The organism is Microbacterium sp. KU4F (assembly GCF_056868075.1).
The window spans coordinates 2693112-2706317 of the sequence record NZ_CP200324.1 but is presented as its reverse complement, the minus strand read 5'-3'; the positions used below and the strand labels follow the sequence as shown (position 1 = coordinate 2706317).

Genomic DNA, 13206 nt, shown 5'->3' with positions numbered 1-13206 from the left:
AGCGTCGATCTGTGACAGGCGAGCAACACCACCACCCGCTCGCCTGTCGTAGATCGAGCCGGGAGCGTCGATTTGTGACAGGCGAGCGGGTCCAGCAGGCGAGCGGGGCCGGCGGGCGAGCGGGGCGACGCACCCCGTCACCGGCTCAGGGCGTCGAGCGCGAGGTTCAGCTCGAGCACGTCCACCCGCGGCTCGCCCAGGTACCCGAGGTCGGGACCGGTGGTGTGCGCGGCCACGAGCCGGCGCACCTCGGCCTCGTCCAGCCCGCGCGTGAGGGCGACGCGCGCCACCTGCAGGTCCGCGTAGGCGGGGCTGATGTGCGGGTCGAGCCCGGACCCGGATGCGGTGAGCGCATCGACCGGCACGGATGCGGGATCCACGCCCTCGAGCTCGGCGACCGCCTGCCGGCGCTGGGCGATCGCGTCGATCAGGTCGGGGTTCTCGGGACCGAGGTTGGACCCGGACGACGCCGCCCCGTCGTAGCCGTCGCCGGCGGCGGAGGGCCGCGACTGGAAGTACTGCGGGAGGGCTGCGCCGTCGGCATCCGTGAACGACTGGCCGATCAAGGCACTGCCGACCACCGTGCCGGCTGCGTCCGTCAGGAGTGAGCCGTTGGCCTGCGCGGGCAGCGCGAGCTGGCCGACGCCCGTGATGAGCCCGGTGTAGCCGACACCGAGGACAAGGGTCGCCGCGAGCAGGGTGCGCACGGCGACGCCGAACTGGCGGAGAGCGGAACGAAGGGACATGGTGTCGTCTCCAGAGAGGGCTCAGAAGCCCGGGATGAGGCTCACGACGAGGTCGATGAGCTTGATGCCGATGAACGGGGCGATCACGCCGCCGAGTCCGTAGATGAGGAGGTTGCGCGTCAGCACCTGCGACGCGGAGGCCGGCCGGTACCTCACGCCGCGCAGGGCCAGCGGGATGAGGAACACGATCACGATCGCGTTGAAGATGATCGCGCTCGTGACGGCGGATGCGGGCGAGCTGCTGCATGACGTTCAGCGCCGCCAGTCCGGGGAAGACGCCCATGAACATCGCCGGGATGATCGCGAAGTACTTCGCGACGTCGTTCGCGAGCGAGAACGTCGTGAGGGCGCCGCGGGTGATGAGCAGCTGCTTGCCGATGCGGACGATGTCGATCAGCTTGGTCGGGTCGCTGTCGAGGTCGACCATGTTGCCAGCCTCCTTCGCGGCCGACGTCCCCGTGTTCATCGCAACCCCCACATCCGCCTGCGCGAGGGCGGGCGCGTCGTTCGTGCCGTCACCGGTCATGGCCACGAGGTTGCCGCCGGCCTGCTCCTTGCGGATGAGGGCCAGCTTGTCCTCGGGGGTGGCTTCGGCGAGGTAGTCGTCGACGCCGGCCTCGGCGGCGATCGCCCGGGCGGTGAGCGGGTTATCGCCCGTGATCATCACGGTGCGGATGCCCATCGCACGCAGCTCGTCGAAGCGTTCGCGGAGCCCCTCCTTGACGATGTCCTTGAGGTGGATGACGCCCAGGATGCGGGTGCCCGCCGCATCCGCCACCGCGACGACGAGCGGCGTGCCGCCGGCGGACGAGATCGCCTCGACCTCGCTGGTCAGCTGCGCCCTGGTCGCCGTGGCGATCACGCTCCCCTCCGACTCGACCCACGCGATGATCGCGGAGCCGGCGCCCTTGCGGATGCGGGTGCCGTCGGGAAGGTCGAGCCCGCTCATCCGGGTCTGCGCGGTGAAGGGCACGACCACCGCACCCTCCGGTTCGACGGCGTCGATGCCCTGCGTGCGGGCGAGGTCGACGACGGAGGTGCCCTCGGGGGTCGGGTCGGCGAGCGAGGAGAGCGCGGCCGTCCGGGCCAGCTCCTGCGCATCGATCTGCGGCAGCGCGACGAACGCGGTGGCGCGGCGGTTGCCGTAGGTGATCGTGCCGGTCTTGTCCAGCAGCAGTGTCGTGACATCGCCCGCCGCCTCGACGGCACGGCCCGACATCGCGAGCACGTTGCGCTGCACGAGACGGTCCATGCCGGCGATGCCGATCGCGGAGAGGAGGGCTCCGATCGTGGTCGGGATCAGACAGACGAGCAGCGCCACGAGAACCGGCACCGAGACGGGGGCCGCGTAGGACGCGATCGGGTTCAGCGTCAGCACGACGACCACGAACACGATCGACAGGCTCGCCAGCAGGATGTTGAGGGCGATCTCGTTGGGCGTCTTCTGGCGCGAGGCGCCCTCGACGAGCGCGATCATGCGGTCGACGAAGGTCTCGCCGGGGCGGGAGGTGATGCGCACGACGATGCGGTCGCTGAGCACCCGGGTGCCGCCGGTGACGGCACTGCGATCGCCGCCGGATTCGCGCACGACGGGCGCCGATTCGCCCGTGATGGCGGACTCGTCGACGGTCGCGATGCCCCACACGATGTCGCCGTCGCCCGGGATGAGCTCACCCGCCGACACCACGACGACGTCGCCGAGGGTCAGCTCGCTCGAGGCGACCTCGGTCGTCGCCGTCTTCTCGGCTGCGCGGTCGCGCTCGGGGTCATAGGCGAGCAGGCGCCGGGCCATCGTGCTCGTGCGCGTCGAGCGCAGCGCCTGCGCCTGCGCCTTGCCGCGCCCCTCGGCGACGGCCTCGGCGAGGTTCGCGAAGATCACGGTGAGCCACAGCCAGAGGGCGATCCCCCACGTGAAGCCGAACGGGACGACCGAGCCGCCTGTGCTCTCGGGGCCGCCGAGGAAGGGCTCCGCGATCGCGATGACGGTCGTGAGGGCGGCGCCGACCCACACGAGGAACATGACGGGGTTGCGCCACAGCGCTGCGGGGTTGAGCTTGGCGAGCGCGCCGGGCAATGCCACGGCGATCTGCGCCGCGCCGAACGCGCGACGGGGGCCCTGCGCGCCGCTGGGGGTCGCGGGTTCGGTCGGACGGGCGAGATCGGGGGATGCGGGAAGTGGGGACATGGTCACAGAAGCCCTTCCGCCAGGGGACCCAGCGTGAGAACGGGGAAATAGGTGAGTGCGGTGATGAGCACGCTCACGGCCACGAGGAGGCCGACGAACTGCGGCCGGTGGGTCGGGAGGGTGCCCGAGGTGCCGGGAATGCGCTCCTGCGCGGCGAGCGAGCCCGCGAGCGCCAGCACCAGCACGATCGGGACGAAGCGTCCGAGCAGCATCACGACGCCGAGAGCGGTGTTGAGCCACGGGGTGTTCGCGGTGAGGCCTGCGAACGCGGAGCCGTTGTTGTTGGCCGCCGAGGTGAACGCGTAGAGCACCTCGCTGAAGCCGTGCAGCCCGGGGTTGAGGATCGAGGTGGACTCGACGTCGTCGCGCACGCCCGGCAGAGCGAAGCTCAACGCGGTGCCGGCGAGCACGAGCACGGGAGTCACCAGGATGTACAGGCTCGCGAGCTTGATCTCGCTGGGACCGATCTTCTTGCCGAGGTACTCGGGCGTACGGCCTACGAGCAGGCCGCCGATGAACACCGCGATCACGGCGAGGATCAGCATCCCGTACAGCCCCGACCCGACGCCGCCCGGCGCGACCTCGCCGAGCATCATGTTGATCATCGCCATGGCGCCGCCGCCCGCGGTGAAGGAGTCGTGCATCGAGTTGACCGCACCCGTGGAGGTGACGGTCGTCGAGGTGGCGAACAGGGTGGACGCCCAGATGCCGAACCTCGTCTCCTTGCCCTCCATCGCCCCGCCCGCCAGCTGCGGCGCGCTGCCGAAGCCCTGCACCTCGAACCAGGTCATCAGTGACAGCGACACCGCGAACAGCGTCCCCATCACCGCGAGGATGGCGTACCCCTGACGGTTGTCACCCACCATCCGACCGAAGGCGCGAGGCAGCGACACGGGGATCACGAGCATGAGGAAGATCTCGAAGAGATTGGTCCACGGGGTCGGGTTCTCGAAGGGATGCGCGGAGTTGGCGTTGAAGAAGCCGCCGCCGTTCGTGCCGAGCTCCTTGATGGCCTCCTGCGAGGCGACGGGGCCGCCGGGCAGGTTCTGCACCGCACCGCCGATGGTGTCGACGGGGGTGAACCCCGCGACGTTCTGCACGACTCCGCCGATGATGAGCACGATCGCCGCCACGATCGCGAGGGGCAGCAGGATGCGGCCGACTCCGCGAACGAGATCGACCCAGAAGTTGCCGATCGTTCCGGATCCGCGCCGCGCGAAGCCGCGCACGAGGGCGATGGCGACGGCGAGCCCGACGGCCGCCGAGAGGAAGTTCTGCACGGCCAGCCCCGCGAACTGCACGGTGTAGCCGAGCGTGGCCTCGGGCGAGTACGACTGCCAGTTCGTGTTGGTGACGAAGGAGACGGCGGTGTTGAACGCGAGCCCCTCCGGCACCGCAGGAAGGCCCAGCGCGTACGGGAGGAACTGCTGCGTGCGCTGCAGGAGGTAGACCAGCAGCACACCGGCCGCCGAGAAGATCAGCACGCCGCGCGCGTAGGCCTGCCAGCTCTGCTCCGCATCCGCGTCGACGCCGATCACACGGTAGACGCCGCGTTCGATCCGCGCATGCCGGGGCGAGGTGAAGACGAAGGCGATGAGATCGCCGAGCGGCCGGTAGGCGAGCCCGAGCGCCAGCAGCAGGGTCGCGATCTGAAGGACGCCGAAGGTGATCGACTCCGCATCCATCAGAACTTCTCCGGGCGCACGAGCGCGATCACGAGATAGACGACGGCAGCGACGGCCAGCGCCGCGGCGACGAGGGAGATGACGATCATGCGCGCTCGCTCCGGGTGGCGGCGGCGTGACGGGTCGTCGCGCGGTCGCCCGCCTGCAGGGCGTCGACCCCCTTCAGCACGAGGGCGACGAGCGCGAAGAGCGCGAGCGTCGCGAGAACGTAGACGAGATCGAGCACGGGACTCTCCAGGGGACAAGGCCGCGCAGTCGGCGCGGGCGCCCCACTCGGGGCACTCGTCGATCGAACGCCCTGGGCGGGCCGCATCCCGTCGTCCTTACGGAATCCGAACGCCCGCCGTGCGGATCCTCACGCCCTTCTCATCCGCCGCGCTCCTCGCAGACACCCTGTCGCCCGAGCGACGCCCTGCCCTAGGGTGTGGCGCATGATCATCGTCACAACGAACGACATCCCCGGTCGCACGATCACCGAGGTGCACGGCGAGGTCTTCGGCCTCACCGTGCGCTCGCGCCATATCGGCTCGAACATCGGCGCGTCGTTCAAGGCTCTCGCCGGTGGCGAGTTGAAGGGCATCACCGAGCTGTTGCAGGAGACCCGCACCGAGGCACTGTCGCGCCTGGCTGCGGAGGCCCAGCAGAAGGGTGCCAACGCCGTCGTCGCGTTCCGGTTCGAGACGAACGACTATGGCGACACCGGGGGCGTGGAGGTCTGCGCCTACGGAACCGCGGTGACGATCGCCTGACGCGTCAGAGGATCGCGTCGGCGTAGGCGGCCGCCTCGAGCACCGCCTTGGCGTCGTCGATGCTGCCGAAGACACCTCGGCAGGTGCCGAGCCCGTCGACGGCCTCGAAGCCGTTCGCCTTCTCGGTGACGGTGCCGACGAACGCGGACGCGGTGCTGGCGACGTGGAGTCCGTCTTCGACCTGCACCCACAGCGCCCGCGGCGCCGCGGCGGGCACCTGCTGGATCATCGTGTGAGCTTCCACATCCGAAAGCTTGCGTCGCACCTCCGACATCCGGGTGCCCCTGGCAGCCGAACGAACGATCTGCTAGTCACGTCCGGGAGGGAGGCGACATGTCGGAGCGAGCGCACGATGCCGTACCGGGAGACGGTCGCGACGAGAGCGCGAACGAGCGGGCGGATCGCAACTGGGACGAACTCATGCAGGAGCTTCGCGTGATGCAGACCGGCACCCAGATCCTCACCGGGTTCCTGCTCGCCGTCGCCTTCCAGCCCCGCTTCACCGACCTCGACGGCCTGCAGGTCGCTCTCTACATCTCGCTCGTCGTGCTCGCGGGCCTCTCGACCCTCCTCGCCCTCGCTCCCGTCACCTTGCACCGGACCGTCTTCGCGCGCCGGATGAAACCGGCGCTCGTGCGGGTCGCCGCGCGGATCATCGCGGTCGACCTCGCCGTGATCGCCCTGCTCAGCCTCGGGGTCACTGCCCTCATCGTGGATGTCGTGCTCGGCCGGGCGGCGGGCGCGATAGCCCTCGTCGTGGGCGCCGTGCTCGTGATCGGGCTCTGGGTCGTCCTCCCCCGCCGGTTCCGGCACGATACCCACAGTAGTTAAGCTAGTTAAACAGAATTAGTTAAGCGCCCACCCGGGGTTACCTTAGGGCAATGGGCCAGTTACTTTACGACGGTGGAAGCCAGTCTTTCGACATCGACGACCGGGCCCTCGCCCACCTGCGCCTCGTCTTCATGAACAAGCTGCGCCGCGGCGAGCCGTTCCTGCTGCACCTGGCCGACACCAGCGGCATCGGTACCCGCAGCCTCTGGGTGCACCCGGGCATCTCCCTGGTGTTCGCCTTCTACGGCAGCCGCAACCCCGCCCTCAACCGGGAGTGGGTGGACGCCATGATGGCCGAGGCCAATGGACCTCACGGCTTGACGCTGTCGCCCGAGCCGGCGGTCAGCGACACTCCGCATCGACAGCCTGCGTGATCTTCTCCATCAGCTGAACCACCGCCGCCGACGTATCCGGGTCGAGCTCCCCGACGGTTTCGCGGATGCGGGCGCCCACCGGATCCAGATCGTCGATGTCGGTGTCGCGGTCGAAGGGAACGACGAGCTTGCTGCGGCGATCGTCCGGGTTGATCCGGAAGGTCACGAGCCCGCCGGCGTGGAGTTTGTCGAGGATGCCGCTGACCGCCGCAGGCGAGACACCCAGATATTCCGCGATGTCGCCGGGGGTGAGATCCTCGCCCGCATCCGCGCGTTCGAGGATGAGACGCATCGCGGCGCGCGCGTTCTCGCTCGGGCCGCAGGCGGTCTGGCGACGGCGACTGAGGCTGGCCTCGGCGAGTCTCAGCCGTTCGATGGCCGAGACCGCCGGATCGATGGTGCGTTCCTCTGCCGTCGCGCCCGCCATGTCACTCCGCTCCTGGATTAACTACTAGTCTCTCTAGCGACCATCCTCGCCGAGCGGCGGGAGGACCACAACCCGGGGCAGAGAACGACGACGCGGTTTTGCGCAACCCCTCGGCCCCCCGATATCGCCGCGCGCTATCCTGCCGGGATGTACATGCTGGACGGCGGACCCCGAGCCGGGCAGCTCGTGGACGACCTCCCCGAAGGCTACGCGCTGGGAGACACGCGCTCCCCGGCTGCGGTCGTGCTGGTCGGCGACATCCCCGCTGCACGTGCGTCGTGGCGTGAGAGCTTCCCGCGCCTGCGCGCGCTGCGCCGCCAGGACGGCTGAGAACCGCCGAGTCATTCGCGACCCCTGCCCTTCGCGTCGACCAGGGAGAGCGGATCGGCGATGTCCTCGAGCGACTTGCCGGCGGCGCTGACGCCGAAGATGCCGCACACCACACCGCCGAGGATCATCACCGCGGAGCCGAGCACGTATCCCCAGAAGAGCGGCCCTCGATCCGATCCGTTCCCGATCAGGGCCCCGTAGAGCGCGGGCGCCGCGGCCCCGACGAGCTGGCCGATCGAGAAGACGTAGGAGATCACCTGGCTGCGCAGCTCCAACGGGAAGATCTCGCTCACGGTCAGATACGCCGCCGACGCCCCGGCGGAGGCGAAGAAGAACGATGCGCACCAGAAGATCGTGTGCGTCACCGCATCCAAAGCGCCGACGTGGAACAGGAAGGCGCTGACCAGCAGGATGAGCCCGGCGAGCACGTAGGTGCCGAACAGCATCCGTCGCCGGCCCCACGTGTCGAAGAAGTGCCCCAGCACGAGCGCGCCGGCCAGGTTGCCGAGCGCGAAGACGATGAAGTACTGCGATGCGGACGCGGGTGGGACGTCGTAGAAGTTCTCGAGTACGAGCGCATAGGTGAAGAAGATCGCGTTGTACAGGAACGACTGCGTCACCATCATCGTCACCCCGACCAGAGTGCGCCGGGGGTACTGACGGAACAGCACCTTGGCGATCACGAGGAACGGCACGCGACCGTACTCCTTGACGACGATCGCCTTGCTCTCGTCGACGGGCGGGATCTCCTTGCCTTCCTTGCGGATGCGTTCCTCGATCTCGTCGACGCCGCGCTCGGCCTCCTCCTCGCGTCCGTGCGTCATCTGCCACCGCGGGCTCTCCGGGATGTGGCGACGCAGCCAGATGATGAGGATGCCCAGCACGGGCCCCACGAAGAAGCTCAGCCGCCAGCCGAGGTCCTCCGCGAAGATGTCCTGGTTCAGGAAGAAGGAGCTGGCCACAGCGCCGAGCGCCGCGCCGCCCCAGTAGGTGCCGTTGATCGCGATGTCGACGCGTCCGCGGTACTTGGCGGGGATGATCTCGTCGATGGCCGAGTTGATCGCGGCGTATTCGCCGCCGATGCCCGCCCCGGCGACGAAGCGCCAGATGTAGAAGAACCACGGGGCGAAGGCGAGGCCGGCGACGGCGCTGCCGACGAGGTAGATCGCGAGGGAGATGAGGAAGAGGTTCTTGCGCCCGAGCTTGTCGGTCAATCGTCCGAACACGAGGGCGCCGGTGACCTGCCCCAGCAGGTAGAAGGTGGCGGCGAGCCCCACCTCGAACGAGCCCATGCCGAGGGTCGCCGCGTATCCCGTCGCCGCGACGATCTGCACTTCGAGTCCGTCGAGGATCCACGAGAAGCCCAAGCCCACCACGATCATCCAGTGGAATCTCGACCACGGCAGGCGATCCATGCGGGCGGGGACGAGGGATCGGATCTCGGTGGGCTGCAGCGACATGGCTCACTCCTTCCGCAGGCGGCACCGCTGCCCCTGCCGCCGATATTCCTACTCCCGCCCCGCGCACCCCGATGGAACCTTGACCTCGGCGGCGCCGAGGAGTACGCGCATCGCCTACCGTCGAGGGATGAGCGCCCTCCTCGCATCCGTCACCGCCGCCGTCGACGCCTGGCGCACGCGCGACGAGGCGGAGGCCGCGACGCGTGCGGACTTCGTCACCGCGCTGCGCGATCACGGCCAGGCGGCCCTGGAGCGCTCGGGCCCGCCGACGCACGTCACGGCGAGCGCCTTCGTGTTCGACGAGAACGCCGCGCACGTGCTGCTGTGCTTCCACGGCAAGGGCAGGTTCTGGGTGCAGCCCGGCGGGCACCTGGAGGCGGGCGACACCTCCGTGGAAGGTGCCGCACTGCGCGAGCTGCACGAGGAGACCGGAGTGCCCGCAGCGCGGCTGGACGGCGTGGTGGTGGCGGATCTGGACCATCACGCCCTCGGCGGCGGGTTCGGCCGGTGCGCGTCGCACCTCGACATCGGCGTCACGGGCCGCGTTTCGGACCTCGCCGTTCCTCTCGTCGTCAGCGACGAATCGGATGCGGTGGCGTGGTGGCCGGTGGCGGCGCTGCCGTCGGACTCGGCACCGGGTCTCGCCGATCGGCTGGCCCGGGTGCTCGCTGCCCGCTGAGCGGCGCTACTGCGCGGGCTGCGCGATGACCTCCGCGTCGACGGCCGTGCCGTTCAGCTCGAGATAGAGGCGGGATTCCACGACGGAGACCGTCGCGGTGTTGCGGCGCTCGAGAGCGGGGCGAGCCTCCTCGATGAACCCCGGCGTGAAGCTGACCAGGCGGATCGCATCGCCCCGGTGGATCTTCTTGCCGTCCCACGCGGCGGCGACCTTCGCCGGATCGCGGTGGGTGTAGACCACCACCCGACCGGCGAGCTTGCTGCCGAAGTGCAGCCGCGCCGCATCCGGGGCACCGACCTCGATCCATGCCGTGATCGCGCCCGTCGCGTCCCGCACGAGCACCGCGGGCTCCTCGGCCTGCGAGATCCCCTCGCTGAAAGCGACGCCCTCCTCGTACTCCAGGCAGAATGCCAGCACCCGGGTCAGCATGAACGCATCCGTCTCGGAGGGATGGCGCGCCGCCCGCACCGTGAACTGCTCGTACACCCCGCGGTCCACATCCGACAGCGTCACATCGAACGTGTACATCGTCGCGCCGGCAGCCATAGCCCTCGAGCCTACGCGCCCACCCGCTACTCGGGCCGCACGCGGCCGGTTCAGCGCTGGCCGCGCCAGCGCACGGCGATCATGGCGGCGATCACACCCGCCAGTGCGCAGGTCGCCACCGGGGCCGCAGGAAGGAGCACGATCGCCGCTCCGGACGCCGCGGCCAGTACGGCCGCATCCAGCGCCCACACGAGCCGCACGCCGGCCATCGGATCCCCCATCGGCGTCGACACGGGGGCGAGCAGCGCCACCGGCATCGGCCCCTTCAGCGCCGTCGCGAGGCGAAGAGCGAGCGCCATCAGCACCAGGAGCGCGACGGCCAGGACGGTCACCACCCCCACCGCCGAGGCCGCTGCGGTGAGCCCGGCGGCGAGCGTCGCAAGGGCGATCGCGGCCACGAGCGGGAACAGTGCGTGGAGCGCGACGAGCGACGCGTCCGTCACCCCGTAGAGCGGTACGTCGGCAGCAGCACTCGCGGCGTGACGGATGCCGTCGGTCACCGGCCCGAGGCCCGCGAAGGAGAGGACTCCGGCGACAGCGCCGAGCACAAGCGTCGGCGCGCCGGGGGCGATCGAGATCACCGCAAGCACGCCGGCGAGCGCCAGCGCCGCCGCCCCGAGCGCGAGTCGCAGGGGTGTGCGCAAGGACCCGACCGCGTCCCGGCGCAGGATGAGCACCCACAGCGGGCCGCGTGAACCGAGGGCTCGCCGGCGGCGGCCGCGCGCGGGTCGGGCACGGTAGACGTCCGCGGCCTGTCCGAGATCCAGCCCGACCGCCGACGTCTGCGCCGCATCCGCGCGGGCCGCCTGCGCGAGCAGCTCGTCCGTCCGCAACCGGTCCAGCAGCCACGGCGCGGACGCCGCGAGCGCGAGCGCGAGGGCCGTCAGCGGGAGGAGGCCGCTCGTGTCACCGCCGAGCGGATACGCGGCGGCGACCCAGCCCATGGGGGTCACGATGCCCGCTGTGGGAACGGCGACCGCCACCGCTCCCAGACCGAGAACGAGACCCGCCGCGGGGAGGGCGAGGCGCGGCAGCGCCTGCCCGAGCAGCCAGGCGCAGATCGTGACCGCACCGCCCAGGGCACCCGTCGCCGCGAACCCCACGACGGCATCCGCGGAAGCCAAACCGTTCGCCGCAAGGCTCCCGCCCGCCAGCACCGCCGCCGCGGTCCACAGGCCGATCGAGACGAAGCCGGAGGCCAGCACCGGCCCGAGAAAGGCGCGCGACCGAGGAAGGGCACTGGCGCCGAGCGCGTATGTGAGGGCGGACGGACGGAGCGCCGGGCCGCGCGAGGGCCCTCCTGCCAGCGCAGCGGCCCAGACCACCGAGGTCACCAGCGCGATCACGCGGGGAGCGCGCGGATCCGCGAACAGCGCGAGTCCGCCGGGCCCTGACGCCCCCAGCCAGACCGCACGCGCGACCGGTGCCACCGCCACGAGGGCGACCAGCACGAGCAGGTAGACGGTGAAGGCCCGCTCCCCGCCGCTCCGGGTGCCTCGCTGCCGCCACAGGGCGACGGCGGTGCGCACACTGCCGCTCACGCGACGCGCTCCAGGTGCACCGACTCGTCGGCGACGAGCTCCGCGAGCCGCGGGTGGTGCGTCGCGATCACGAGAGTGGCTCCCGCATCCCGCCGCGACCGCAGCGCGGCGATGACCGCATCCACGTGCTCGGGGTCGAGGCGCTGCTCGGGTTCGTCGAGGATCAGCACGTCGGCGGGACGCACGAGCACGAGCGCCAGGCCGAAGCTGCGTCTGCCCCGACGACAGCTCATGGGGGAACCGCTCGTGCAGCGTCTGCAGACCGAGCTCGCCGAGTACGGCGCGCGCTCGGGCATCGGCCTCCTCCGGCGTGAACCACGTCACCGCGACGAGTCGGACGTGCTCGAGCACGGTGAGATCGGGAGCGAAGGGCGGGAGCCCGATCATCGCCGCGACACGTCGGCGATAGGTGCGGTCGCGCTGCGAGATGGTCGCCCCGGCGATGCGCGCGGAACCGGCGGAGGGTGTCTGCATACCGGCCAGAACACGCAGGAGCGTCGTCTTCCCGGATCCGTTGCCGCCCCGCACGGCCAGCGCCGTGCCCGCATCCATACGCCAGCTGATCGTGTCGAGCAGCGTGACATCACCGGAGACGACGCGCACCGCATCGACCTCGACCATGCCGGAGGGGGATGCCGGCTGCGCAGCGGTCCGACCCGCTGTCGAAGAACCCATGCGGCAACCCTATAGATCGTCGATCGAGCGCACCCAGCGCCGCCACTCGGACTGCGAGGAGAAGCCGACCGCAGCCCAGAAGGACTGTCCGAGGCTGTTCTGCTCCAGAACCATCGCGTCGAGCCGCCGCGCTCCCAGCCGCGCCACTCGGTCTTCCGCTCGGCGAAGCAGCTCACCGGCGATCCCCCGACCCCGCGCCTCCGGGTGCACCGCGAGTCGGTAGAGATGCGCCCGCCATCCGTCCCAGCCGGAGATGAGCGTGCCGACCACGCGCTCCTGCTGGACGGCGAGGTCCAGAGCCGTCGCGTCCCGGCGGACCAGTGTCTCCACCGTCGCGGCGTCGTCGGACGGACGAGCATCGTTCTCCGCCGCCTCCGCCCAGAACGCGAGGATGCGGGCAGCGTCCTCGACACGGGCCGGACGAAAGACGAGGTCGTCGAGGATCGCGCTCACACGGCGAGCGTAACCCCGCCCGAGTCCGCCGCTCCCAGCCCATCGACGACGGCGGTGATGACAGCGTCGACACCGGCGCCCGACACATCCACCGTGACGCCCGCCTCATCCGGCCCCAGCGGTTCGAGGGTGGCGAGCTGCGAGCGCAGCAGACTCACCGGCATGAAGTGTCCTTCGCGCGCCGCGAGCCGTCGGGCGAGCTCGTCGTCCGACGGCACGAGCAGCACGAAGATGAGATCCGGCGCGGTGTCACGAAGCAGGTCGCGGTAGCGGCGCTTGAGCGCCGAGCAGGCGACGACGACATGCTCGTGCTCGGCCACCGCCTCCCCGACCGCCCGCAACCACGGCGCGCGGTCATCGTCGTCGAGCGCGACACCCGCCGCCATCTTCGCGACATTCGCCGCCGGATGCAGATCGTCGGCGTCGAGGAAGACGGCACCCAGGCGCGACGCGAGCGCCGTCGCCGTGGTCGTCTTCCCCGCGCCGGAGACCCCCATCACGCAGATCCGCCGCGGGAGCGGCATC

The 13206-nt window shown here is 70.6% G+C and carries 17 protein-coding genes and 2 pseudogenes; 5 read left to right on the top strand and 14 right to left on the bottom strand.

Annotated features, from left to right (window positions below; genetic code table 11):
• Positions 1-137 precede the first annotated feature (137 nt).
• From kdpC to AC1VNH_RS13655, 5 genes and pseudogenes are all read right to left on the bottom strand, one after another.
• Positions 138-746 (bottom strand): potassium-transporting ATPase subunit KdpC, encoded by a 609-nt coding sequence (kdpC, locus tag AC1VNH_RS13675; protein ID WP_483111970.1) that lies wholly within the window; start codon positions 744-746, stop codon positions 138-140.
• A 21-nt stretch (positions 747-767) separates the two neighbouring features.
• Positions 768-2931: pseudogene (kdpB, locus tag AC1VNH_RS13670) on the bottom strand (potassium-transporting ATPase subunit KdpB).
• 2 nt (positions 2932-2933) lie between these two features.
• Entirely contained in the window at positions 2934-4616 is a 1683-nt protein-coding gene (gene kdpA, locus AC1VNH_RS13665; protein ID WP_483111968.1) for a potassium-transporting ATPase subunit KdpA, read from the bottom strand.
• Complete coding sequence (locus tag AC1VNH_RS13660) at positions 4616-4705, bottom strand: potassium-transporting ATPase subunit F (protein ID WP_137418923.1); 90 nt, start codon at positions 4703-4705, stop codon at positions 4616-4618. Before AC1VNH_RS13660 ends, kdpA begins: the two co-directional genes overlap by 1 nt.
• Positions 4702-4842, bottom strand: coding sequence for a hypothetical protein (locus tag AC1VNH_RS13655; protein ID WP_483111967.1), 141 nt, complete (start codon positions 4840-4842; stop codon positions 4702-4704). Before AC1VNH_RS13655 ends, AC1VNH_RS13660 begins: the two co-directional genes overlap by 4 nt.
• Positions 4843-5047: 205 nt before the next feature.
• Between AC1VNH_RS13655 and AC1VNH_RS13650 the strand changes: the two genes are divergently transcribed.
• Positions 5048-5365 carry a YbjQ family protein gene (locus AC1VNH_RS13650; RefSeq protein WP_274287275.1) on the top strand — a complete coding sequence of 106 codons (318 nt, stop codon included), beginning with the start codon at positions 5048-5050 and terminating at the stop codon, positions 5363-5365.
• A 4-nt stretch (positions 5366-5369) separates the two neighbouring features.
• Here the strand turns inward: AC1VNH_RS13650 and AC1VNH_RS13645 are convergent, their stop codons facing one another.
• A complete protein-coding gene (locus AC1VNH_RS13645; protein ID WP_483111965.1) occupies positions 5370-5594 on the bottom strand; it encodes a hypothetical protein in 225 nt (74 codons plus the stop codon).
• A 104-nt stretch (positions 5595-5698) separates the two neighbouring features.
• On the opposite strand from AC1VNH_RS13645, the gene AC1VNH_RS13640 reads away from it, so the two are divergent.
• Positions 5699-6196 carry a DUF6328 family protein gene (locus AC1VNH_RS13640; protein ID WP_483111963.1) on the top strand — a complete coding sequence of 166 codons (498 nt, stop codon included), beginning with the start codon at positions 5699-5701 and terminating at the stop codon, positions 6194-6196.
• A gap of 50 nt (positions 6197-6246) precedes the next feature.
• Positions 6247-6570 (top strand): DUF7882 family protein, encoded by a 324-nt coding sequence (locus tag AC1VNH_RS13635; protein WP_243226713.1) that lies wholly within the window; start codon positions 6247-6249, stop codon positions 6568-6570.
• On the opposite strand, the gene AC1VNH_RS13630 is transcribed toward AC1VNH_RS13635, so the two are convergent.
• On the bottom strand, positions 6539-6997 hold the full coding sequence (locus AC1VNH_RS13630) for a MarR family winged helix-turn-helix transcriptional regulator (protein WP_483111962.1): 459 nt from the start codon (positions 6995-6997) through the stop codon (positions 6539-6541). The two genes, AC1VNH_RS13635 and AC1VNH_RS13630, sit on opposite strands and share 32 nt — an antisense overlap.
• Positions 6998-7144: 147 nt before the next feature.
• On the opposite strand from AC1VNH_RS13630, the gene AC1VNH_RS13625 reads away from it, so the two are divergent.
• Positions 7145-7327: a hypothetical protein gene (locus AC1VNH_RS13625; protein WP_243226711.1), complete on the top strand. Its 183-nt coding sequence runs from the start codon at positions 7145-7147 to the stop codon at positions 7325-7327.
• Positions 7328-7338: 11 nt separating this feature from the next.
• Here AC1VNH_RS13625 and AC1VNH_RS13620 read toward each other — a convergent pair whose 3' ends face one another.
• Positions 7339-8787 (bottom strand): MFS transporter, encoded by a 1449-nt coding sequence (locus tag AC1VNH_RS13620; protein WP_483111961.1) that lies wholly within the window; start codon positions 8785-8787, stop codon positions 7339-7341.
• Positions 8788-8914: 127 nt separating this feature from the next.
• Between AC1VNH_RS13620 and AC1VNH_RS13615 the strand changes: the two genes are divergently transcribed.
• Entirely contained in the window at positions 8915-9466 is a 552-nt protein-coding gene (locus tag AC1VNH_RS13615) for an NUDIX hydrolase (protein WP_483111960.1), read from the top strand.
• A 6-nt stretch (positions 9467-9472) separates the two neighbouring features.
• On the opposite strand, the gene AC1VNH_RS13610 is transcribed toward AC1VNH_RS13615, so the two are convergent.
• The 6 genes and pseudogenes from AC1VNH_RS13610 to AC1VNH_RS13585 form a co-directional block, all read right to left on the bottom strand.
• Entirely contained in the window at positions 9473-10012 is a 540-nt protein-coding gene (locus AC1VNH_RS13610; protein WP_483111959.1) for a YaeQ family protein, read from the bottom strand.
• A gap of 50 nt (positions 10013-10062) precedes the next feature.
• Positions 10063-11553: a hypothetical protein gene (locus AC1VNH_RS13605; RefSeq protein WP_483112750.1), complete on the bottom strand. Its 1491-nt coding sequence runs from the start codon at positions 11551-11553 to the stop codon at positions 10063-10065.
• Positions 11550-11786, bottom strand: a complete 237-nt coding sequence (locus AC1VNH_RS13600; RefSeq protein ID WP_483112729.1) for an ATP-binding cassette domain-containing protein — start codon at positions 11784-11786, stop codon at positions 11550-11552. The genes AC1VNH_RS13605 and AC1VNH_RS13600 overlap by 4 nt, the downstream gene beginning before the upstream one ends.
• 31 nt (positions 11787-11817) lie before the next feature.
• Positions 11818-12105, bottom strand: a pseudogene (locus AC1VNH_RS13595) (ABC transporter ATP-binding protein); the annotation flags it as partial.
• 132 nt (positions 12106-12237) lie between these two features.
• Positions 12238-12681, bottom strand: coding sequence for a GNAT family N-acetyltransferase (locus tag AC1VNH_RS13590; RefSeq protein ID WP_483111958.1), 444 nt, complete (start codon positions 12679-12681; stop codon positions 12238-12240).
• Complete coding sequence (locus tag AC1VNH_RS13585) at positions 12678-13205, bottom strand: gluconokinase (protein WP_483112728.1); 528 nt, start codon at positions 13203-13205, stop codon at positions 12678-12680. Before AC1VNH_RS13585 ends, AC1VNH_RS13590 begins: the two co-directional genes overlap by 4 nt.
• Position 13206: the final 1 nt, after the last annotated feature.

Bases quoted from the DNA above. Each gene is read 5' to 3' on its own strand.
- kdpC (WP_483111970.1), bottom strand. From the start codon at position 746: ATGTCCCTTCGTTCCGCTCTCCGCCAGTTCGGCGTCGCCGTGCGCACC.
- AC1VNH_RS13615 (WP_483111960.1), top strand. From the start codon at position 8,915: ATGAGCGCCCTCCTCGCATCCGTCACCGCCGCCGTCGACGCCTGGCGC.
- AC1VNH_RS13635 (WP_243226713.1), top strand. From the start codon at position 6,247: ATGGGCCAGTTACTTTACGACGGTGGAAGCCAGTCTTTCGACATCGAC.
- kdpA (WP_483111968.1), bottom strand. From the start codon at position 4,616: ATGGATGCGGAGTCGATCACCTTCGGCGTCCTTCAGATCGCGACCCTG.
- AC1VNH_RS13660 (WP_137418923.1), bottom strand. From the start codon at position 4,705: ATGATCGTCATCTCCCTCGTCGCCGCGGCGCTGGCCGTCGCTGCCGTC.
- AC1VNH_RS13625 (WP_243226711.1), top strand. From the start codon at position 7,145: ATGTACATGCTGGACGGCGGACCCCGAGCCGGGCAGCTCGTGGACGAC.
- AC1VNH_RS13645 (WP_483111965.1), bottom strand. From the start codon at position 5,594: ATGATCCAGCAGGTGCCCGCCGCGGCGCCGCGGGCGCTGTGGGTGCAG.
- AC1VNH_RS13620 (WP_483111961.1), bottom strand. From the start codon at position 8,787: ATGTCGCTGCAGCCCACCGAGATCCGATCCCTCGTCCCCGCCCGCATG.
- AC1VNH_RS13585 (WP_483112728.1), bottom strand. From the start codon at position 13,205: ATGCCGCTCCCGCGGCGGATCTGCGTGATGGGGGTCTCCGGCGCGGGG.
- AC1VNH_RS13630 (WP_483111962.1), bottom strand. From the start codon at position 6,997: ATGGCGGGCGCGACGGCAGAGGAACGCACCATCGATCCGGCGGTCTCG.
- AC1VNH_RS13600 (WP_483112729.1), bottom strand. From the start codon at position 11,786: ATGAGCTGTCGTCGGGGCAGACGCAGCTTCGGCCTGGCGCTCGTGCTC.
- AC1VNH_RS13650 (WP_274287275.1), top strand. From the start codon at position 5,048: ATGATCATCGTCACAACGAACGACATCCCCGGTCGCACGATCACCGAG.
- AC1VNH_RS13610 (WP_483111959.1), bottom strand. From the start codon at position 10,012: ATGGCTGCCGGCGCGACGATGTACACGTTCGATGTGACGCTGTCGGAT.
- AC1VNH_RS13640 (WP_483111963.1), top strand. From the start codon at position 5,699: ATGTCGGAGCGAGCGCACGATGCCGTACCGGGAGACGGTCGCGACGAG.